The sequence below is a fragment of the Spongiactinospora sp. TRM90649 genome (assembly GCF_029382225.1).
Lineage (GTDB): Bacteria > Actinomycetota > Actinomycetes > Streptosporangiales > Streptosporangiaceae > Spongiactinospora.
The window spans coordinates 180677-200875 of sequence record NZ_JARLTC010000005.1; the positions used below are offsets into that span (position 1 = coordinate 180677).

General features: G+C 72.9%; 16 protein-coding genes and 4 tRNA genes. 10 read left to right on the forward strand and 10 right to left on the reverse strand.

Annotated features, from left to right (window positions below):
• Positions 1-12: 12 nt before the first annotated feature.
• On the forward strand, positions 13-1578 hold the full coding sequence (locus P3X83_RS06340; protein ID WP_277303911.1) for a hypothetical protein: 1566 nt from the start codon (positions 13-15) through the stop codon (positions 1576-1578).
• Here P3X83_RS06340 and P3X83_RS06345 read toward each other — a convergent pair.
• The 3 genes from P3X83_RS06345 to P3X83_RS06355 all read right to left on the reverse strand — a co-directional run bounded on the left by P3X83_RS06345 (position 1555) and on the right by P3X83_RS06355 (position 4526).
• Positions 1555-2709 carry a mechanosensitive ion channel domain-containing protein gene (locus P3X83_RS06345; protein ID WP_277303912.1) on the reverse strand — a complete coding sequence of 385 codons (1155 nt, stop codon included), beginning with the start codon at positions 2707-2709 and terminating at the stop codon, positions 1555-1557. The two genes, P3X83_RS06340 and P3X83_RS06345, sit on opposite strands and share 24 nt — an antisense overlap.
• A gap of 87 nt (positions 2710-2796) precedes the next feature.
• A complete protein-coding gene (locus tag P3X83_RS06350; RefSeq protein WP_277303913.1) occupies positions 2797-3864 on the reverse strand; it encodes a tripartite tricarboxylate transporter substrate-binding protein in 1068 nt (355 codons plus the stop codon).
• An 80-nt stretch (positions 3865-3944) separates the two neighbouring features.
• Positions 3945-4526, reverse strand: a complete 582-nt coding sequence (locus P3X83_RS06355) for a helix-turn-helix domain-containing protein (RefSeq protein ID WP_277303914.1) — start codon at positions 4524-4526, stop codon at positions 3945-3947.
• Between the two features lie 79 nt (positions 4527-4605).
• On the opposite strand from P3X83_RS06355, the gene P3X83_RS06360 reads away from it, so the two are divergent.
• Complete coding sequence (locus P3X83_RS06360; RefSeq protein ID WP_277303915.1) at positions 4606-6075, forward strand: prolyl oligopeptidase family serine peptidase; 1470 nt, start codon at positions 4606-4608, stop codon at positions 6073-6075.
• A gap of 15 nt (positions 6076-6090) precedes the next feature.
• Here P3X83_RS06360 and glmS read toward each other — a convergent pair whose 3' ends face one another.
• Positions 6091-7911 carry a glutamine--fructose-6-phosphate transaminase (isomerizing) gene (gene glmS, locus P3X83_RS06365; RefSeq protein ID WP_277303916.1) on the reverse strand — a complete coding sequence of 607 codons (1821 nt, stop codon included), beginning with the start codon at positions 7909-7911 and terminating at the stop codon, positions 6091-6093.
• Positions 7912-7923: 12 nt separating this feature from the next.
• Positions 7924-8211 carry a hypothetical protein gene (locus P3X83_RS06370; protein WP_346742684.1) on the reverse strand — a complete coding sequence of 96 codons (288 nt, stop codon included), beginning with the start codon at positions 8209-8211 and terminating at the stop codon, positions 7924-7926.
• Positions 8212-8392: 181 nt separating this feature from the next.
• On the opposite strand from P3X83_RS06370, the gene P3X83_RS06375 reads away from it, so the two are divergent.
• From P3X83_RS06375 to P3X83_RS06395, 5 genes are all read left to right on the forward strand, one after another.
• Positions 8393-10426 carry a peptidoglycan recognition family protein gene (locus P3X83_RS06375; protein WP_277303918.1) on the forward strand — a complete coding sequence of 678 codons (2034 nt, stop codon included), beginning with the start codon at positions 8393-8395 and terminating at the stop codon, positions 10424-10426.
• Between the two features lie 52 nt (positions 10427-10478).
• A tRNA-Gly gene (locus P3X83_RS06380) sits at positions 10479-10551 on the forward strand.
• 15 nt (positions 10552-10566) lie between these two features.
• Positions 10567-10640: transfer RNA gene (locus P3X83_RS06385), tRNA-Cys, on the forward strand.
• Between the two features lie 85 nt (positions 10641-10725).
• A tRNA-Gly gene (locus P3X83_RS06390) sits at positions 10726-10798 on the forward strand.
• Between the two features lie 15 nt (positions 10799-10813).
• A tRNA-Val gene (locus P3X83_RS06395) sits at positions 10814-10888 on the forward strand.
• Between the two features lie 35 nt (positions 10889-10923).
• On the opposite strand, the gene P3X83_RS06400 is transcribed toward P3X83_RS06395, so the two are convergent.
• Together P3X83_RS06400 and P3X83_RS06405 are read right to left on the reverse strand one after the other, a co-directional pair.
• Positions 10924-11904 carry a pyridoxal-phosphate dependent enzyme gene (locus P3X83_RS06400; protein ID WP_277303919.1) on the reverse strand — a complete coding sequence of 327 codons (981 nt, stop codon included), beginning with the start codon at positions 11902-11904 and terminating at the stop codon, positions 10924-10926.
• 57 nt (positions 11905-11961) lie between these two features.
• Entirely contained in the window at positions 11962-12636 is a 675-nt protein-coding gene (locus P3X83_RS06405) for a hypothetical protein (protein ID WP_277303920.1), read from the reverse strand.
• A 5-nt stretch (positions 12637-12641) separates the two neighbouring features.
• On the opposite strand from P3X83_RS06405, the gene P3X83_RS06410 reads away from it, so the two are divergent.
• Positions 12642-12773, forward strand: a complete 132-nt coding sequence (locus P3X83_RS06410; protein ID WP_277303921.1) for a hypothetical protein — start codon at positions 12642-12644, stop codon at positions 12771-12773.
• Positions 12774-13630: 857 nt separating this feature from the next.
• On the opposite strand, the gene P3X83_RS06415 is transcribed toward P3X83_RS06410, so the two are convergent.
• Entirely contained in the window at positions 13631-15376 is a 1746-nt protein-coding gene (locus P3X83_RS06415; protein ID WP_277303922.1) for an ABC transporter ATP-binding protein, read from the reverse strand.
• On the reverse strand, positions 15373-17028 hold the full coding sequence (locus P3X83_RS06420; RefSeq protein WP_277303923.1) for an ABC transporter ATP-binding protein: 1656 nt from the start codon (positions 17026-17028) through the stop codon (positions 15373-15375). The genes P3X83_RS06415 and P3X83_RS06420 overlap by 4 nt, the downstream gene beginning before the upstream one ends.
• A gap of 156 nt (positions 17029-17184) precedes the next feature.
• On the opposite strand from P3X83_RS06420, the gene P3X83_RS06425 reads away from it, so the two are divergent.
• Positions 17185-17559, forward strand: coding sequence for a ketosteroid isomerase family protein (locus tag P3X83_RS06425; RefSeq protein ID WP_277303924.1), 375 nt, complete (start codon positions 17185-17187; stop codon positions 17557-17559).
• Here the strand turns inward: P3X83_RS06425 and P3X83_RS06430 are convergent.
• Entirely contained in the window at positions 17556-18467 is a 912-nt protein-coding gene (locus tag P3X83_RS06430) for a LysR family transcriptional regulator (RefSeq protein ID WP_277303925.1), read from the reverse strand. The genes P3X83_RS06425 and P3X83_RS06430 overlap by 4 nt on opposite strands.
• 129 nt (positions 18468-18596) lie before the next feature.
• Between P3X83_RS06430 and mdlC the strand changes: the two genes are divergently transcribed.
• Positions 18597-20195, forward strand: coding sequence for a benzoylformate decarboxylase (mdlC, locus tag P3X83_RS06435; protein ID WP_277303926.1), 1599 nt, complete (start codon positions 18597-18599; stop codon positions 20193-20195).
• Positions 20196-20199 lie beyond the last annotated feature (4 nt).

Below are 20199 nucleotides of genomic sequence, written 5' to 3' on the forward strand. Positions count from 1 at the left end.
ATCGTTCCGGCTGTGCGTAGATCGCAACCGTTCTGGCGATTGACTCCCCCCGAGCGCCGTGTCTGGAACGCCTTTCCCACCGGAAAGTGGGTCGATCTGCGGGTCGGCGACCGCGAGCGCGACGATCCGGCGGTGGGCGCGGACTGGGGCCCGGAGCGGACCATCCGCGCCGAGGTCCTGGTGGCGCTGCTGCTCGGGGTCCGCGATCCCGAACCCGGCCGCACGCCGGGGCTCCGGCTCGCCGGGGCGCGGATCACCGGCCCGCTCGACCTGTCCGACGCCACGGTCACCTCGAAGATCCATCTGCTCAACTGCCTGCTGACCGACGTGGTGGACCTCACCGACGCCAGCGTCCACGGCGTCCGGCTGCGCGGCTGCGACCTGCACCGCCTGCGCGGCGCCCGCTGCACCGTGGACGGTCTGCTGGAACTGGACGGCTCGCGGGTCCACCGCGGCATCAGGCTGGACAACGCCCGCGTCACCGGGCAGCTTCGGATGTCGCACCTGCACGTGGCCGCGCCGCAGCGGCGCGGCCAGAACTCGGTGAGCAAGCACGACGTCCGCCGCCCCTTCTCGGCGGCCGAGCTGGAAGAGCGCGGCATCACCGCCGACCGGTGGGCGCTGTGGGCGGGCGGGCTGACCGTCGAGGGCGGCGCCTTCATGCGCGAGCTGAACGCCACCGGCGGGCTGCGGCTGATCGGCGGGCGGTTCAACGGCGGCCTGTACCTGCGCGGCGCGAAGGTCAGCGGGCCGATGGCGGTGAACGGCGACCATCTACAGGCCAGCGCCGTGGAGTTCAGCGACGGGTTCCACGCCGAGGGCACCGTGCGGCTGCGCGGCGCCCGCATCGACGGCGTGCTCTCCTTCAGCGGCGCCGACATCGACACGCCCGGCAGCCGCGCGCTGCACCTCAGCCACATGCAGGTGGACGAGCTCATCCTGACCGCCGGTTCGATCGACGGCGCGATCAACCTGGGCTACTCCCGCATCGGCGTGCTCCTCGACCGGCCGGACGCCTACCACGAGCACGTCCACCTGAACGGGCTGGTCTACGAGTCGCTGCGCGGCGACTGGAGCGTGGCCGACCGGCTGCGCTGGCTGAGCCTCGACCCCGACGGCTACCGGCCGCAGCCGTACGAACAGCTCGCCGCGTGGTACCGCAGGATCGGCCACGAGCCGGACGCCCGGCGGGTGCTGCTGGCCAAGCAGCGCGAGCGCCGGGCCACGCTGCGCCTGGCCGGCCGCGTGTGGGGCCGCCTGCTGGACGCGATCGTCGGGTACGGCTACCGCCCCTGGCTGGCCGGGGTCTGGGCGGCGGTGCTGCTGGTCATCGGCACCACCGTGTTCCGCTTCATGCCGCCCGCCAAGATCGACATGGAGGAGGTGCGCAGCTTCGACGCGTTCGTCTACACGCTGGACCTGCTGGTCCCGGTGAGCGTGTTCGAGCAGCGCGGGGCCTGGGAACCGGTCGGGTGGACGCAGTGGCTGGCCAACGTGCTGATCGCGGCCGGTTGGGTGCTGGCCACCGCGCTGATCGCCGGGGCCACGCGGGTGCTACGGCCGGTCGCCTCCGCCTGACCCGTCGCCGTCCTCGTCGCGGTCCTCGCGCCCGTCCGGCGATGCCGGGTAGTTGGCCGCCACGGCCGCCCAGCCGGCGGCGGCCTTGCCGAAGGCGCCGGCCCCCCGGTCGTCCAGCACCCGGAACCTGGGCAGCGCCTCGGGGTGGTTGGCCCGGATGTAGGTGAGCAGGTGCTCGCGGGCGTCGCACTTGAGGTCCCAGGCGCTGGCCGAGTCGGCGGCGCTCATCAGCGCGCGCAGCTCGACCAGGCCGTTGAGGAGCAGGTCGGTGACCTGGAGGGTCCAGTCCTTCTGGTCCCACAGCGGGTGGCCGCGCAGGAAACGGTACAGCTCGGAGCGCAGTTCGGCGACCGGGACCGTCCAGTCCACCCGGACGTACACGTGCCCGATGACCCTGCTGTTGTGCCTGGTCCAGTTCTCGAACGGGTTCTGCGTGAAGTAGGACACCGGGAGCACCAGCCGCCGCTCGTCCCACAGGCGCAATACCACGTACGTGAGCGTCAGCTCCTCGATCCGGCCCCACTCGCCGCGCACCACGACCACGTCGTCCAGCCTGATCGCGTCGCTGAAGGCGAGTTGCAGCCCGGCGAACAGGTTGCCCAGCGTGGACTGGGCGGCGATGCCGGCCACCACGCCGACGATGCCCGCCGAGGCGAGCAGCCCGGCCCCGAGCGCCCGGACGGCGGGGAAGGTGAACAGCATGGCCCCCATCGCCACCACGATGACCACCGCGGCGGCCACCCTGCGCACCAGGGTGATCTGGGTGCGGATGCGCCGGGCGCGGCGGTTGCCGTCGCCCTCCACGGTGAGCAGGCGGGCCAGCACCACGTCGGTGATGGCGTACGCGGCCTGGATGACCAGCCAGGTCACCGTGCCGATGGTGAACAGGCCGAGCCCCCGCTCGATGAGGACGGCGTCGTCCGTGATCGCGACCGGTTCGTAGGCGATGTTGGCGGCCACGATGGCCGCGGTGCCGAAGCCCGGCCAGGTGCACCGCCGTACCAGCGGTTCGGCGAGCACCCACCGGGGGCCGACGAGCCGTGACTTGAGCACGCGTCGGACGATCTCCACCGCGGCCACCGCGGCGATGACGGCGAGGATCAGTCCGACCCAGCTGGACGTGGATGACACCCTTTGAGCCCCCCTTTACGACATCTCTACCAAGAGTGCCGCAAGGGAGTAAAGGGGTCTTCAGGTGCCCCCGTCCGAATTTTCGGGCTACTGATGATCTACACAGTCGCCCCAGCAGTTCGTGTTCGCGTGGATCACGTCGGGCCGGTTGAGCAGGCCGAGATCGCGCAGCGCGGCGCGCATCCTGATGGTCTCCCCGCCCAGCCACTGCGCGAAGCCGTCGCCGCTGAGGTGGTGCGAGATCCACTCGCGGCCACGGCACGCCTCCCGCCAGTACGGCGAGTCGCCCAGCCGGTCGCAGACCTCGACGGCCAGCGCCCGCTCGTCGTCGCTCATCCCGCCCGGCCCGAGCAGCCCGCACCAGTCGGCGTAGTCCACCCGGACCCCGCACTCCAGCAGGCTCGGCGCGTCGACCCCCTCCACCCGCGCCGCCGAGGAGACCGCCAGCGCCCGGGCGTCGCCGCTGCCCAGCCGTCGCTCCCACTGGTGGACCGGGCCGATCCCGGCGGCGGCGCGCCCGCCGAGCACCGCCGAAGCGACGGCGTCCGGCCCGCCGTATCCCGCGTACTGCACGCGGCGGGCGTCCACTCCGAGGCCCTGGGCGATCATTCCGAACAGCACGTGCTCCGCGCCGCCCAGCGGCCCGCCCGCCACCAGCGGTCCCTCGGCGTCCCGCCGCAGCTCGGCGGCGAACCCCTCGAAGTCGCGCAGCCGTGAGACCGCGGGCACCACGAGGACCTCCCGCTCCCCCACCAGCCGGGCGATCGGGGTGGCCCGGGACAGGATCTCGCCGGAGTCGTCCATCTCGGCGGCGGCCAGCATCGGCACGCCGGTGATCAGCCAGCGCGCGCCCGCGCGGTGCGTCGGGGTCGCCGGGCCGATGGGCGTCGCCCCGGCGCGGTCGCCGCCGAGCGCGGCGGTGGCCACCGCGGCGGGGGCGCCGTGCCGGTAGTCGATGTCCACGTCGCGCACGAGCCCCTCCCTGCGCAACGCCCAGGACAGCACACGGGCGACCGCCTCCCAGGAGCCGCCCGCGGCGGTGGAGGCGACGATGGAGACCCGGCCGACGAGGGGCCGTTCCCGGGCCGGGCGCGCGGCGCATCCGGCCACGGCCGCCGCCCCGGCCGCGAGCACCAGAAACCGCCGACGGCGCATCGCTGCCCCCTCCCCCGGAACACCCCCTATCAGCCCATTACCCAACGCCACCAAATCATCACAAACAGCGATCCATCCGGTTATGCCGGATCAGTGTCACCCGGCACGGTGAAGAACCGGACGTAGACCGGGCGCGCCCCCTCGGGGGCATCCCCCACCTGGTGGCCGTGCCGCAGCAGCAGCCGGATGTACTCCTCGTTGAAGGCGTCCAGCTCCTCGGCGGTCATCCAGGTCAGGCCGCGCGACATCTTGGCCCACGCCGGGTCGCGCCGGTACTCGGCCGGGAAGCGCCGGAACAGGGCGAGGTCCTCCTCGTAGCCCGCGCGCAGCAGCTCGGCGAGCACCGCGCGGTCCTCGGGCGGGAGCGTTCCCGGCGGGGGCATCCGCAGGTCACGCTGCTCCCTGGACTTCCGCCACCAGCGCTCGCGGCCCGCCGAGCGCTCGGGGATCTCCTCGATGAAGCCGTAGCGTTCGAGCTGGCGCAGGTGGTAGCTGGTGGTGCCGGTCTTGACGCCGAACAGCTCGCCCAGCGTGGTCGACGTGGCCGGTCCGTGCAGGCCCAGATGCTTGAGCATCCGCAGGCGCAGCGGGTGGCTCAGCGCCCGCAGCCTGCCCGGGTCGTCGAGGATCAGGGGCGCGTCAGGGTCGGCGTCGTCCTTCATGACGAGCAGCGTAGTCCTCCAGGCGGATATTTACCGATTTCTCTTTGCAGAGAAGTCTCTGCAAAATAGCTTCGGCGGTATGAGGAAAGCCCTACCGGCCCTCGTGGCCCTGCTCGCCGTCGTCGCGACGGCCCTGCCCGCGTGGGCCTCGCCGCCCGCCGAAACAGCGCTCACCGTGACCGCGCTCAACGAACCGGCGCTCACCGAACCCGTGCCCGCCGGTCTCACCGCCACCGACGTCGCCTTCCGATCGGGCGACGGAACCCGGCTCGCGGGCACAGTCCTCACCCCCGCCTCTCCCAGAGGCCCGCTGCCCGGCGTGGTGCTGATCCACGGCTCCGGCCCCGGCACCCCCAGGAAGAAGCTGATGCCCGAGGCGACGGCTTTCGCGCTGCGGGGCATGGCGGTGCTCGTCCCCGACAAGCGGTCGGCCGGGTACTCGATGTACCAGCGGGACTACCGGGCGCTCGCGGGCGACGCCCTGGCCGGCGTGGCGACCCTCCGCGCGCATCCGGGCGTCGATCCCGCCAAGGTCGGCGTCTGGGGCGTCAGCGAGGGCGGCTGGATCGCGCCGATGGCGGCGGCCGCCTCGAAGGACGTGGCCTTCGTGATCATGGTGGGCGGGAACGGGATGCCGCCGCTGCGGCAGCAGACCTGGGCCGTGCGCGACGCGTACCTCCGGGCGGGCGTGACGGGGTCGCTCGTGAACCGCGGGGTGCCCGCCATCTACCGGGCGGTGGCCGACGGCGGGCTCTTCCCCCAGGCCCAGCACGACGCGGCGGCCGCGCTGCGCCGCGTCACCCAGCCGCTGCTCGCCATCTGGGGCGAACACGACCTGCTCACGCCGCCGGGCGAGAGCCCGCCGCTGGTGGACCGCGCGCTGCGGAGCGGCGGCAACCGGCACTTCACCCTGCGGATCCTCCCCGGAGCCGAGCACGCCGGGCGCCTGACGCCCGACCGCGGCGTGACCCGGCTGACCACGCTTCCCCCCGGTTACGCCGAGCTGGTCGGCTCCTGGATCGCCGACGCGACCTCCGGGCGCGCGCCGGTCGCGGGCGCGCTGCCGCCGACGACGCCGCAGCACTCCCTGACCGTGCCCGCGCCGCCGTCCGCCTGGGGGGAGTCCGTGGCGGTCCAGCTCGCCGCGCTCGTCCTCTTCCTCGTCGCGTTCGGGGGATACGCGGCGACGGCCGCGGTCCGCCGGGTGCGCGGGCGCGACGGGCGGCCGGTGGCCGGCTGGGCGGGCCGGGTCGCCTCGGGCTGCGGGCTGGTGGCGGGGCCGCTGCTGACCGGCTACCTGGTCTACGCGGTGGTGACCGGCGGCAGGACGGCGGAACCCGGGCCGCTGCTCGCCGGCCGTCCGCTGCCCTGGCTCCTGCTGCACATGCTCGCCGTGGCGACCGTCGCGGCGACCGCCCTCTCCGCCCTGGCCTGGCGCCGCGCGGGGCGCGCCGTGTCCGGGGCGGAGAGGGTACGGCTCGGCCTGCTGGTCACCGGTGGCGTGGTGTTCGTCCCCTGGGCCCTGTACTGGGGCCTGCTGGTCCCGTGACGGCCCGGTCCCGGCTCACTCCACGGTGACGCTCTTGGCGAGGTTGCGCGGCTTGTCCACATCGCGCTCCAGGGCGACGGCGGCATGGTAGGCCAGCAACTGGAGCGGGATGGTGAGCAGGATGGGGTCGAGCTCGGTCTCGTTCTTGGGGACCACGACGCAGTCGTCGGCCAGCTTCGGATCCGCCGCGCGGTGCCCGATCATCAGCACCCGGCCGCCGCGCGCGCGGATCTCGCCGAGCGTCGTGAGGTTCTTGTCCAGCAACTCGTCGTCCGGGACGATCGCCACCGTCGGCATGTCGGGCCCGATCAGCGCGAGCGGGCCGTGCTTCAGCTCACTCGCCGGATACGCCTCGGCGTGCACGTAGGAGATCTCCTTGAGCTTCTGCGCCCCCTCGCGGGCCACCGGGTAGCCCCGGACGCGGCCCACGAACATCATCCCGGTGTGGTCGGCGTACTTGCGCGCGAGCGCGGCGATCTCGGCGTCCTTGGCGAGGATCTCCTCGATCTGCCCGGGCAGCCGGCGCAGGCCCTCGCTGATCCGCCGCCCGTCGGCGGGCGAGAGGTCGTGCACCCGGCCGAAGTGCAGGGCCAGCAGCGCGAACGCCACGGCTGTCGAGGTGAACGCCTTGGTCGAAGCGACCGAGACCTCGGGACCGGCGTGCAGGTACATCCCGCCGTCGCACTCGCGGGCGATCGCGCTGCCGACCGTGTTGACGATGCCGAGCACCCGCCCGCCCTTGCGCTTGAGCTCCTGCACCGCCGCGAGGGTGTCGTAGGTCTCGCCGGACTGGCTGATCGCGACGTAGAGGGTGTCGTGCTCAACGACCGGATTGCGGTAGCGGAACTCGCTGGCGGGCTCGGCGTCGGCCGGGATGCGCGCCAGCTCCTCGACGAGCTGGGCGCCGATCTGGCCCGAGTAGTACGCCGAGCCACAGCCGATGATCTTCACACGGCGGAAGGCGCGGGTCTCGTGCGGGGTGAGGTTCAGGCCGCCCAGGTGGGCGATGTGGAACCGGTCGTCGAGCCGGCCGCGCAGGGTGCGGGCCACGGTCTCGGGCTGCTCGGAGATCTCCTTGAGCAGGTAGTGCTCGTAGCCGCCGGTGTCGTAGTGCCCGGCGTCCCAGTCGACGGTGAGGGGCTCCTTGGCGGTCTCCCTGGCGTCCATGGTGAAGGTGTGGAAGCCGTCGGCCTTGATCGTGGCCAGCTCGCCGTCCTCCAGGTGGACGACCTGGCGGGTGTAGCGGACCAGCGCGGCGACGTCGGAGGCGGCGAACATCTCCTTCTCGCCGATGCCGAGCACGATCGGGCTGCCGTTGCGGGCCACGACGACCTCGCCGGGGCGCTCGGCGTCCACGACGGCCACGCCGTAGGTGCCGACGACCCGCTTCAACGCGGTGCGGACGGCCTCCTCCAGCGAGTCGGTGTCCTTGACCGTGCGCGCGATCAGGTGCGCGAGCACCTCGCTGTCGGTCTCCGAGGCGAACGTGACGCCGTCCACCGTGAGCTTGGCGCGCAGCTCATCGGCGTTCTCGATGATCCCGTTGTGCACGACGGCGATGCGCTCGGCGCCGTCGAGGTGCGGGTGGGCGTTGACGTCGCTCGGCACGCCGTGCGTGGCCCAGCGGGTGTGCCCGATGCCCAGGCCGCCCTTGAAGCGCGCGGGGACGGCGGCGGCCAGGTCGGCGACCCGGCCTTTGACCTTCCGCATCTTGAGCGTCTTGCTGACGATGGCGATCCCGGCCGAGTCGTAGCCGCGGTACTCCAGCCGCGCCAGCCCCTCAAGCAGGATGGGCGCCGCGTCCTTCGGCCCTACATAGGCGACGATTCCGCACATCGAACCAGCTCCTTACCCATAGACGATCCTGCGGAGCTGCCGTAGCGACAGCGCGGGGGCGGCGACCCTGCGCATCGGCAGCTCGGTGGCGATCCTCGGAAAGATCTCCTCATTCGTGAGCCCCTGGGCCTTCAGCTCCACGTGGCGGCGACGGACGTACTCCTCGACCGGCTCGGAGAAGAACGTCAGAACGTCGGCCACCACCCGCGCGGCCTCGCCACGGCCGAGTGCGCTCGTCCGGGTCAGATGCGCGATCAGATCCTCATGTGGATGCCAGGCATGGGACACAGCGCAGGACATTACGCACTCGCAGCGACGAATACCAAGCCTTCTGCCCGATTCCGGGCAGGATATGGCCCGAACTCTAGAGGAGATCTCCCCTTCCACTCCCTTCCCCATAGAACACGATCAAGAAGCCCTCAAAGCGGACATGGGTCATTATCGTCTACCCTGTGTAGCTAGTCCTCACCGGGGAGTAATCATGCGCCGTGTGTTCCTGGCCGCCGCCGTCGCCCTCGCCTCCTGCGTCGCGCCGCCCGCCGCCGCCCGGCCGGGCGAAGGTGAGCGCCAGGCGGCCTACCAGCGGGCCGCCCGGGCGCAGCACGTGCCCGAGAGCGTGCTGCTCGCGGTGTCGTACCTGCACTCCCGGTGGGACACGCACGGCTGGCGGCCGAGCACGGCGGGCGGATACGGGCCGATGCACCTGGTGGACGGGGCCCCCGCGCCCGGCCCGGGACACGGGGTCGCCGACCGGCGCGGCGACGACAGCCGAGGGCCGCTGCGCGTGACCGTGCCACGGGCGGCCGCGCGGCCCGAGCGGCCTCAGGACTCGCCCTTGCGGCGGGCGGCGCGGCTGACCGGGCTGCCCGCCGAACGGCTGCGCACCCAGGCGGAGGCGAACATCCTCGGCGGGGCGGCCCTGCTCGCCGAACGGCAGCGCCGTCTCGGCCGTCCCCTCTCACCCGACGCCCGGGCCTGGTACGACGCGGTGGCCTCCTACGCCACGCCCGACTTCGCCGACGAGGTGTTCGCCACCATCAGGTCGGGCGCGGCCCGCACCACCGACGACGGGCACGCCGTACGACTGGCCCCCGTCGCCGTGCCGCCCCGCCCGCGCCGAACCGCCTCCGCCGGGCAGGCCGAGTGCCCCTCGTCGCTGTCGTGCGCGTGGATCCCGGCCGCCTACCGCAAGACCGGCAAGGGCTCATACGGCAACCACGACCGGACCCGGGGCGGAAGGGCGATCGACTACATCATCATCCACGACGGCGAGACCACCTACGAGGCGATGACCGGCCTCGCCGGCAACCCCAAGTACGTGAGCTGGCACTACACCCTGCGCTCCCGGGACGGCCAGGTCGCCCAGCACGTCAGGACCAAGGACATCGCCTGGCACAGCGGCAACTGGTACTTCAACACCCGCTCGATCGGGCTGGAGCACGAGGGCTACCTGGCCAGGGGCGGCGCCTGGTACACCGAGGCGATGTACCGCTCGTCGGCCAGGCTGGTGCGCTACCTGGCCGACCGGTACAAGATCCCGCTGGACCGCGAGCACATCCTCGGCCACGACAACGTCCCGGGGATCAGCCCCGAGCTCGTCAGCGGCATGCACGAGGACCCGGGGCCCTACTGGGACTGGGCGCACTACTTCGAACTGCTCGGCGCGCCGCTGCACCGCTCGGGGCCGGGCATCGGGGCGGCCTCGGCGCCGCCGCCCTCTCCGCCCGCTTCGGCGTACGACGGCTACGACGAGCCGTACTCGCAGGAACCTGGCGAGACCTACGAGGAGCGGGATCCCTACGACGACCTGTCCTCCGGCGGTGACCTCTACTCCGGCGACCCGCTGCGCGGCGAGTCACGCCTGGCGACCTCGGAGCAGGCTCCCGACAGTGTGATGATCCTGCCGTCCTACGATGACCATCAGCCCTACTTCACCGGCTGCGACAAGAAGCGGCCCGGCGTGCCCTGCCCCGCGCGGGGAGCGGCCTCGGTGTGGCTCTACACCGCGCCGCGTCCAGGGGCGCCGCTGGTCACCGACATCGGCAAGCACCCGCGCGGCGGCTCCACGCGCAGCGTCTACGACCACGCGGCCCGCGCGTCCACCGGGCAGCGCTACGCCGTCGCCGGTCGCAGCGGCGACTGGACCGCCATCTGGTACCTCGGCCAGCGGGCCTGGTTCCACAACCCCGCGAGCGTGCCCACCGCCGTCCCCGTGAAGGCCCGGACGGTCACCGCCCGCCACTCCTCCGTCCCCGTGTACGGCAGGGCGTACCCGGGCGGGGCCGCCTACCCCAGACACGTCAAGCGGCAGCCGCTGATCCCGCTGCAGTACCGCCTGCCCGCCGGGCAGCGCTACACCGTCGGCATGACAGTGCCCGCCACCTATCTGCGCGCCTCCACGTTCAACCCGGCCCGCCACCGGCTGATCCGCGGCGCGCTCACCTACCACCAGATCCAGTTCGGCCACCGGGTGATGTTCGTCAAGGCCAAGGACGTCCGCCAATCCCCCGCGTGACCGCGCGTCCCCCCGCGCCGGACGGGCGGTCGCGGTAGAATCCGCAGGTAACGCGGACGTGGCTCAGCTGGTAGAGCATCACCTTGCCAAGGTGAGGGTCGCGGGTTCGAATCCCGTCGTCCGCTCGGGTCCCCTTTCCCGGTGGAGTGGCCGAGAGGCGAGGCAGCGGCCTGCAAAGCCGCGTACACGGGTTCAAATCCCGTCTCCACCTCCACGTCCCGCTCGCGATGGCACCGCCCACCCGTGACATCCGCTAAGGTGGTCACGCGAGCCGGGGCACCCCAGCCCATGGCGATCACGCGGACGTGGCTCAGCTGGTAGAGCATCACCTTGCCAAGGTGAGGGTCGCGGGTTCGAATCCCGTCGTCCGCTCTGGTGTTTCATCTAGGGCGATTAGCTCAGTGGGAGAGCGCTACCTTGACACGGTAGAGGCCACTGGTTCAATCCCAGTATCGCCCACCACCCACTTTTACCGCGTTTCTCATTCCACGCGTTCGCTATAGCGCGGGGGCCATTTCCATCCAGCCGCGATAGTCGTCCACGTCGACGTTGCTGCCGCACACGATGGTCACCACATGGCGGCCCGCGAAACGGTCGCGATCCTCCAGGATCGCGGCGATGCCCAGCGCGGCCGACGGCTCGACGACCAGACCGGCCTGGTCGAGGAGCATCCGCATACCGGCGATGATCGACTCCTCCCGCACCAGCACGGCGTCGTCGGCGACCTGGAGCAGGTCGTCCAGCACGACCGGGATCGGGCGGCGGCCCGCGACGCCGTCGGCGATGGTGTCGGTCGAATCGGTGGTGACGACCCTTCGCTGACGCCACGAGTGCGTCATCGCGGGCGCGCCCAGCGGCTGGACGCAGATCACCTCGACGCCGGGCGCCAGGGCCTTCACCACGTGCCCCACACCGGTGGCCAGCGCGCCGCCGCCGAGCGCGATCAGGACGGCGTCGACCGGCGGGCCGGAGTCCACCAGTTCCAGGCCGATGGTCGCCGCGCCCTCGCAGGTCTCGATGTCCAGGCTGTCCACGACGAGACGGATGCCGTCGTGGCGCGCGATGGCCGCCGCCCGCTCGCGGGCCGTGTCGAAGTCGCCGTCCACCAGTTCCAGCCTGGCGTCCAGCGCGCGGATGCGGTCCAGTTTGACGGCGGGCGCGAAGCGCGACGCCACGACGGTGACGTCCAGCCCACGGCGACGCCCCGACCAGGCGAGCGCCTGCCCGAGGTTGCCCGCGCTGGCGCACACCACGGCCCGCGCCCCGCCGTCCGAATCGGCGAGCAGGCTCGCGACCAGCTCGGTGCCCCGCCCCTTGAAGCTGCGGATCGGGTTCGCCGTCTCCAGCTTGACGCTCACCGCGCACCCCAGGTGGGGCTCCAGCGCCTCGCAGCGGTACAGCGGACTGTCCAGGAAGATCGGATCGATCACCCGGCGAGCCGCCCGGATCCGGCCGATGTCGAGGCGCGTTCCCTGCATGACCCGGCAGCGTAGCGGCGTACTGCCGGAAACACGATGACTCGGCCGGGGCGGACTCTAACGGAAGTAGGATCCGCGGGTCTCCTGGCCGGTCACGGTGCCGATGCAGCGGTAGAAGCGGGTGCCCGCGTCGAACTGCGCCTGGGACGGCGGCATTACGTCGGCCTGCCAGTTGGAGGCGGCGATGGTCCTGGCCGAGCCGACCCGGCTGGCCATGAGCACGGAACGGGCGCAGACCCGCTTGACCGTCGGGTGCTTGGCGAGGTCCTGCTGGACGTAGGTCTCGGCGTCCTTGGGGATCGGGGCGACGGCGAACGTCTCCCACGAGTGCGTCTCCTCGCAGCCGAGCCGCCTGGCCTTGGTGTCGCCCACGATGATGACGAGGCCGCCCCAGCACTCCGACTCGCGCACGCAGGCCGCCGCCGCGCCGGAGATCTTCGCGGCCGGGCAGTTCTCCGTGTAGGTGTCCACGCCGGTGAACACGCCGGCGGGCTCTGCGGTCTTCGTGGTGGGAGGCGTGCCGGCGCCTTCGGTGGCCGACGGGCGGCCCCCGGGGTCTCCCTGGATGATCTGGGTGTAGACGAACGTGCCCGCCCCGGCCACGATCACCAGGCTCAGCGCGGCGATGATCCCGACCAGAACCCGGTTGACCCGATGCGGCGCGGACGGCCTGGTGTCGGCCTGCGGCCGCGGGGAACGGCCCGCGGTCGAGGGCGCCGATGAAGCGGACACCACGGATGGGACGGACGGCACGGACGGCCGCGTTCCGCGCGGCGTGGCGGCCGGAGGTGGAACCGGGCTGCCTGTCCGGCACGGGCGCGAGGGCGGTCACGGGAACCGCGCGGGCGAGCGAGGCGGAGCCGCTCTGAGACGACGCGTGCAGCGGAACGGCGGCGAGGGCGTCGCGGAACGCGGCGGCCGTCGGGATCCGCGCGCGAAGGTCGGACGCCAACCCCTGACGCAGCACGTCGGTCAACTCGGGCGGCACCCCGGGGATCTCCGGGACCGGCAGCCGGTGCAGGGCCAGGATCGTCACCAGGTTCGGCACGCCGTTCTCCGGAAAGCGCGGCGGACGGCCGGACATCAGCGCGTAGACGGTCGCCGCCAGCGCGTACACGTCGCCGGTCGGCGTCGGCTCGGCCAGTTCGAACGCCTCGGGCGCGGCGTACGCGGGCGTCAGCGACTCGCGGGTGACGGAGGCGTCGGGTCCTGAGGCGGGCATGGTGGCAAGTCCGAAGTCGGACAGCGCGACCCCGCCGTACCGGTTGAGCAGGATGTTGCCGGGTTTCACGTCACGGTGCAGCACGCCCTGCGCGTGCGCGGCGGCCAGCGCGTCGGCGATGCGGACGCCGACGTCGCGCGCCTCGGCCGGGGAGAGGATCCGGCCGGCCAGCGATCCGCCGGGGCACAGCTCCATCACCATGTAGGGCCGCCCGTCGGGCAGCAGACCGGCGTCGTAGACGGGCACGACGTGCGGATGGCCGGACAGCGCGCCGGCGGCGGTGACCTCGCGCATGAATCGGCGCCGGTCCCGCTCGGACAGCAGTACCCGGTTGTCGACCTTCAGCGCGACCTCGCGGCCGACGGCCGACTGCAGCGCGAGGTAGACGACCCCGTAACCGCCTTGGCCGAGTACACCCTTGATCGTGTAACCAGGTACCGAAATTTCGGACACGCGCGGAAGCGTACACCGGCGCGGATCACTCGATCGCACGTTATCGCTGGCTCAGGCATCAGCGGCTTCCTGGGGGTGGGCCTCTTGGGGGTGGTGCCGGGTCCAGGCGGTCCAGTGGGCGGCGTACGGGCCGTTCGCCTCCCGCAGGTCCTTGTGCGGGCCGTCTTCCACGACGGCCCCCGCGTCCATGACGACGACGCGGTCGGCGGAGGCGGCCTGGGTCAGGCGGTGGGCCACGATGAGGGCGGTCCGGCCGTCGATGGCCTGTTCCACCGAGCGCTCCAGGGCACGGGCACCGGTGCTTCCCGCCTCGGCGGTGGCCTCGTCCAAGACGGCCAGGTCGGGGTCGGCCAGCACCAGCCGGGCGAGCGCGAGTTGCTGGCTCTGCGCGCCGGTGAGCCGGTGCCCGCCCTGGCCGACGACCGTGGCCAGTCCCTGGGGCAGGGCCTCGGCCCAGTCGAGGGCCTCGACGCGGGCCAGCGCCGCGCGCAGGTCCTCGTCGGTGGCCTGCGGGCGGGCAAGGCGCAGGTCGTCGGCGAGCGGACCGGCGAAGACGTGCACCTCCTGGGTCACCATGCCCACCTTGAACGGCATGCGGATCGTGCCCGCCGTCGGTTCGTGGACTCCCGCCACGATCTTGGCCAGCGTGGTCTTGCCCGCGCCGCTCGGCCCGACCAGCGCGACGTGCTGCCCCGGCTCGATGTCCAGGTCGACCCCGTGCAGCACCGGACGGCCGGCCTCGTAGGCGTGGCGCAGCCCCCGCACGGCCACGCCGCTCTCCCCCTGCCCGGTCCTCGGCGTACTCTCGGTGACGTGGTCGGCCACGCCGACCAGGCGCGCCAGGCCCGCCGTCGCCGACTGGGCGTCGTCCAGCAGCACGAGCGCGGTGTTGATCGGCCCGAACAGGTTGTGGAAGTACAGCGCGGCGGCGGTGGCCGTGCCGATGGTGGCCGAACCGTCGCGCACCAGCAGCACGCCCGCCGCCAGCACGGCGGCCAGCCCGATGTACTCGGCGATGTGCAGGCGGCTGTAGAAGCGCAGCACCAGCCGCACGCCGCGCATCGTGATCTCCAGCGCGGCGCGCGAGCGGACGCCGACCCGCTCCAGGTGCTCGGTCTCGGCGCGCAGCGCGCGGACGGTGGAGGCCCCCGCGATCGTGTCGAGGAGTTGCTGCTGCTGCTCGCCGGTGGCGACCCGCTGGGCCGCGTACAGCGGCACGGCGTTGCGCACGTACCAGCGTCCGGTGTGCACCTGCACCGGGATGGCCAGCAGGGCGGCGAGCATGAAGCGCCAGTCCAGCAGCGCCATCGCCACCAGGGTGAGCACGATCGACAGCAGCGAGCGGGCCAGCGCGGGCAGCGCCGACCGGACGGCCTCGGCCACCCGCGCCACGTCGCCGGTCACCCGGGAGGTGAGGTCGCCGGAACCGGCGCGCTCGATCCGCTCAAGCGGCAGTGTCAGGACGCGTTCGACGAAGCGCTCGCGCAGGTCGGCCAGCGCGGTCTCGCCGAACCTGGCCACGAGCACCAGCCCCCAGGCGGCCAGCACGCCCTGGACCACACCGGCCAGCACCAGCGCGACCGTGGGGACGGTGAGGGCGGTGAGGGCGGTGGCGGACCGGTGCCCGGCCACCAGGTCCACGATGTACCCGAGCAGCGGCTGCACCAGCAGCCCCGTGGCGGTGGCGGCGATCAGCAGGCCGAAGCCCGCGAAAGCGATGCGCCGATGGGGCCGGATGATCTCTCGTACGGCGGCGCGGGTGCGGGCCGGGGTCGCGGTGGGGAGCAGGTCTTTCACGCCAGAACCGCCTTGCGATAGTCCTCGTTGCGCCGCAGCAGGTCGTCGTGGGGGGCCGCGTCGGCGACGCGCCCGCCGTCCAGGAACAGCACCCGGTCGGCCGCCGCCAGCAGGGCGGGGCTGGTGGTCACCACGACGGTGGTCAGGCCGTGGCGCAGCCGCCTGACGGATTCGGCGACGCGCGCCTCGGTGACGGCGTCCACCGCGCTGGTCGGGTCGTGCAGGACCAGCACCGGACGGCCTGCCGCCAGCCCCCTGGCCAGCGCGACCCGTTGTCGCTGGCCGCCGGACAGCGCGCCGCCGCGTTCGCCGACCTGAGCCGCGGGGGACAGTTCGCCGGCACCGGCCGCCGCCAGCACCTCGCCCGCCGACGCCTCGTCGCCGCCGATGTTGTCGCCGATACTCCCATCGAAGAGCACGGAGTCGTGCTCGGCCACCAGAACGGCCTCTCGCAGCCTCGCCGGATCCACCTCGCACAGCGGGACGCCGTCGAGTTCGACGGTCCCCGACTCGGGATCGGCCTCCCGCCCCAGGCAGCGCAGCAGCGCGACGGCGGCGGCGGGGTCGGCGGCGGCGATGGCGACGTGTTCGCCCGCCGGGATGTCCAGGTCCAGGTGGCGCAGGACGCCGTGGCTGACGCCGCTGAGCCGTACCGCGCCCTCGACGCGGGCGGGCAGGTCGCGACCGCCGCCGGTGACGGCGGGCGGCTCGGACAGCAGCGCGGCCACCCTGGCGGCGGAGGCGCGGGCCTGGGCGAGCTCGGCGTTGACCCAGGCGAGCGTCTGCAGCGGCCCCTGGAGGAACAGCGCCAGGCCGACCGCGGCCACGAACTCGCCTAGGGTGATCGTGCCGTTCGCCGCGAACGTGCCCCCGGCCAGGGCGAGCAGCGCGATGAACGCGCCGGTGAGGGCGAGCACGACGCCGTTCTGCCACGCCTCGGCGCGGGCGGCGCGCAGGGTGGCGGCCAGGGAATTCCGGCTGGTGCGCCGGTAGCGCTCGACCGCGGCCGTCTCGGCGCCGAGGCCCTTGAGCACGCGAAGCCCGGCCACCAGGTCGGCGGCCACTCCCGAGGCGTGCGCGGCGCTCTCCTGCTCGACGGCGCTGCGCTGCTCCAGCGGCCTGCTCAGCCGGTGCCCCAGCCACAGCAGCGCGGGAGTGCCGACCAGGACGATCAGCCCGAGCGGCACGGAGGTGCGGAGCAGCACCACGCTGGCCACGCCCAGGCCGGTACAGGCGGCGATCCCGGCGAGGACCGCCATCAGCGCCATGCCGACCCGGCGGGCGTCCTCGGTGGCGACCCCGGTCAGCGCGCCCGGCAGCCGGTCGCGCCCGGCGCCGCCGCCGGGGTGCAGCACCCTGGCGACCACGGCCATGCGGATCTCGTGCGCCGCCTCCGCGGCGGCACGCTCGCCGAGCCGCGCGCCGAACCGGTAACTGAACGAGAGGCCCAGGTAGACCACGGCCAGCACGCCCAGCCACACCAGCAGCCGGTTCCAGCTCTCCCCGGCCACCGCCTGGTCGATCGCCGCCCCGATCAGCACCGGCACCAGCGCCTCACCCGCCTGATGCCCCGCGCCCAGCAACGAGCCCCAGCCCAGCCTGCCCCGCTGCCCGCCGATCGCACGCGAGAGTACGTCCCGCCCTGACTTCACCTGCACACCCCACCCAAATCCACCCAGATCAGGCAAGGCTAACCTAACCGCCACCCCAAGATCGAGCCGGGGATGCCCCGTCCGGCGGGCGGGGCGGCGAAGTCGTGGGGGGACCTCACGAAGAAAGTGAGGGTCTCTGGTGTCTCGTGGTTCGGCGTGGTCAGCTCGACTATGACGCCACGCGAGTTCATCGAACGGTACTACGTCCAGCTTCAGGACGATCGTGCGGCCCTGACGGCCTACTACACCGACGCCTCGGTACTGATCGCCAAGGGCAAGGAGAACCGGGGGCTCGCGGCCATCGGGAAGCACCTGGCGAATCTGCCGAAGCTGGGGATCGAGCCTGAGGTGATCTCCGAGCAGCGCACGCCGTTCGGGGCCGAGCTGATCGTGATCACGGGGCGGCTGCGGCACGAGGACCAGCGGGCCGTTCCCTTCACGGAGACCTTCCTCGTCACCCTTCCGGAGACCGGCGGCGACACCGGCGACACCGTGGTGCACAACCAGACGTTCTTCTTCATCGCCGGTTAGACCGGCGCCTCCTCGTCGCCGAGGACCTCGCGCATGAACCCGACGAGCCAGTGCTGCGCCGGGCTGCGCGCGTGCGCGTGGCGCGCGTAGACCGACACCCGCACGGGCTCGATCTCCAGGGGCAGCTCCAGCAGCCGGACGCGCTGTTCGGCCGCGAAGACCTCGGCGGCGTTGCGCGGCACCATCGCGAACAGTTCACTGGTCTGCACCAGGTACGGCAGCGCGGCGAACCTGGTCACCTCCAGCGCCACCCGGTGCAGCACCCCGAGCCCCTCAAGGGCGCGGCGCGGGCCCTCGTGCCCGGACGGGCCGAGCACCGTGATGTGCCGTTCGGCGCGCAGGTCGGCGATGCGGGCGCGGTCGCCGCGCAGTCTCGGGTGGTCGTCGGCGACCATGCCCACGTAGCCCTCGGTGAAGAGCGGGATCCGGGTCACCCGCTGCGAGCCGAGCAGCGGTGAGGCGATGAACGCGTCGATCTCGCCCCGGCCGAGCCGATCGGCGGCGTTGACGACGTCGAGCGGGCGGACGCGCAGGGTGACGCCCGGCGCCCGCTCGCGCAGCGCGGCCATGAGCCGGGGCAGCAGGGACACCTCCCCGAGGTCCGACAGGCAGAGCGTGAACGCGTCGTGCGCGCTCGCCGGGTCGAAGGTGCGCGCGCCGCTCACGGCGGCCTCGATGCCGGACAGCGCGGCGTGCAGCGGCTCGTACAACTGCCGGGCCGTGGTGGTGGGGACCAGCCCGCCGCTGCTCCTGCGGAACAGCTCGTCGCCGAACCTGCGGCGCAGCTTCTGCAGGCCGTAGCTGATCGTCGGCTGGGTGACGTGCATGGACTCGGCGGTGGCGGTGACGCTGCGGGTCTCGTAGAGCAGCACGAACGTGCGCACGAGGTTGAGGTCGAAGTCGCGCATCATCGATCCCGTCTATGTCACCGCCTCGGAAACATCTATTTGAACACACTCTGACGTCTTCCTAGGGTCGAGGTGACAGGTGGCCATGAGAGACAGGTCACATCGCCCTCCGAAGGGGGACCCCGTTCCATGCCGACCGCCCGCCGGATCGTTCATGAGTTCCTCGAACGCCGTGGCCTGACGACGATCTTCGGCAACCCCGGTTCCAACGAGCTGCCGTTCCTCGCCGAGCTGCCCGATTCCTTTACCTATGTTCTGGGCCTGCACGAGGGCGTCGTGGTGGGCATGGCCGACGGGTTCGCACAGGCCACCGGCCGTCCGGTACTGGTCAACCTGCACGCCGCCGCCGGGTCGGGCAACGCCATGGGCGCGCTGACCAACGCGGTTCAGTCGCGTTCGCCGCTGGTGCTGACGGCGGGGCAGCAGGTTCGCTCGGCGATCGGGCTGGAGGCGATGCTCGCCAACACCGAGGCGACGCAGCTCATGCGCCCGCTGGTCGGCTGGTCCGGTGAGCCCACCTGCGCGGCCGACGTGCCGCGCTCGGTGGCGCAGGCGGTCTTCGAGGCCGAGCTGCGCCGCCGTCCCACCTACCTGTCCGTGCCGTACGACGACTGGGCGGCCGAGCTGGGCGGCAACGAGCTGGCCACGCTGGACCGCGAGGTACGGCGGGCGCTCACCCCGTCCGCGGACCAGCTCGCCGAGCTGACCGGGCAGGTAGCCGCGGCCGTGAACCCGGTGCTCGTGCTGGGCGGCGACATCGACACGGCGGGCCTGTTCGGCAAGGCCGTGGCGCTGGCCGAACACCTGGAGCTGCCGGTCTGGATCGCGCCTTCGCCGTTCCGGCTGCCCTTCCCGAACCGGCACCGGCTGTGCCGGGGCGTGCTCCCGGCGGGCATCGGCGCGTTGTCCGACAGGCTGGCCGGGCACGACCTGATCCTGGTGCTGGGGGCGCCGGTCTTCCGCTACCACCAGCACGTCCCCGGCCCCTATCTGCCGGAGGGCGCCACGCTCGTGCAGGTCACCGATGACGCGGACGCCGCCGCGCGGGCCCCGGTGGGCCGGTCACTGGTCGCCGACCCGGGCGCGGTGATGGACGCGCTGCTGACCGGCGTGCCCGCCAGACCCGCACGGCCCACGCCGAGCCCGTCACCGCGCTTCGTCGCTCCCCCGGCCGCGGCGATCGGCCCGCACGGCGGCGCCCTGCACCCCGAGGAGGTGTTCGCCGCGCTGCGCGAGACGCTGCCCGCCGACACCGCCTACGTGGTGGAGTCCACCTCGACGAACGCGGCGTGGTGGCGGCAGATGGACCTGCGCGAGCCGGGTTCGTACTTCTTCCCCGCGGCGGGCGGGCTCGGGTTCGGCCTGCCCGCGGCGGTCGGGATGGCGATGGGCCGCCCCGACCGGCCGGTGGTCGGCGTGGTCGGCGACGGATCGGCGAACTACGGCGTCACCGCGCTGTGGACGGCCGCCCACCACGCCGTCCCGGTCACGTTCGTGATCCTGCGCAACGGCAGCTACGGCGCGCTGCAATGGTTCGGCGGACTGCTGGGCACCCCCGACGTGCCCGGCACCGAGCTGCCCGGCATGGACTTCACCCGCATCGCCGAAGGCTACGGCGTACCCGCCGTCGCGGTCGCCGACGCGGACGAGCTGCGCGCCCGGCTCAAGGAGGCGACGCGCGGGCCCCGGCTCATCCAGGTGGACACGCACCTCACCACTCCGGAGTAGCGCC

Coding starts and splice junctions, on each gene's coding strand:
- P3X83_RS06355 (WP_277303914.1), bottom strand. CDS start 4,526: ATGAAGGACGACGCCGACCCTGACGCGCCCCTGATCCTCGACGACCCG.
- P3X83_RS06370 (WP_346742684.1), bottom strand. CDS start 8,211: ATGTCCTGCGCTGTGTCCCATGCCTGGCATCCACATGAGGATCTGATC.
- P3X83_RS06430 (WP_277303925.1), bottom strand. CDS start 18,467: ATGCGCGACTTCGACCTCAACCTCGTGCGCACGTTCGTGCTGCTCTAC.
- P3X83_RS06350 (WP_277303913.1), bottom strand. CDS start 3,864: ATGCGCCGTCGGCGGTTTCTGGTGCTCGCGGCCGGGGCGGCGGCCGTG.
- P3X83_RS06360 (WP_277303915.1), top strand. CDS start 4,606: ATGAGGAAAGCCCTACCGGCCCTCGTGGCCCTGCTCGCCGTCGTCGCG.
- P3X83_RS06410 (WP_277303921.1), top strand. CDS start 12,642: ATGGGACGGACGGCACGGACGGCCGCGTTCCGCGCGGCGTGGCGGCCG.
- mdlC (WP_277303926.1), top strand. CDS start 18,597: ATGCCGACCGCCCGCCGGATCGTTCATGAGTTCCTCGAACGCCGTGGC.
- P3X83_RS06375 (WP_277303918.1), top strand. CDS start 8,393: ATGCGCCGTGTGTTCCTGGCCGCCGCCGTCGCCCTCGCCTCCTGCGTC.
- glmS (WP_277303916.1), bottom strand. CDS start 7,911: ATGTGCGGAATCGTCGCCTATGTAGGGCCGAAGGACGCGGCGCCCATC.
- P3X83_RS06400 (WP_277303919.1), bottom strand. CDS start 11,904: ATGCAGGGAACGCGCCTCGACATCGGCCGGATCCGGGCGGCTCGCCGG.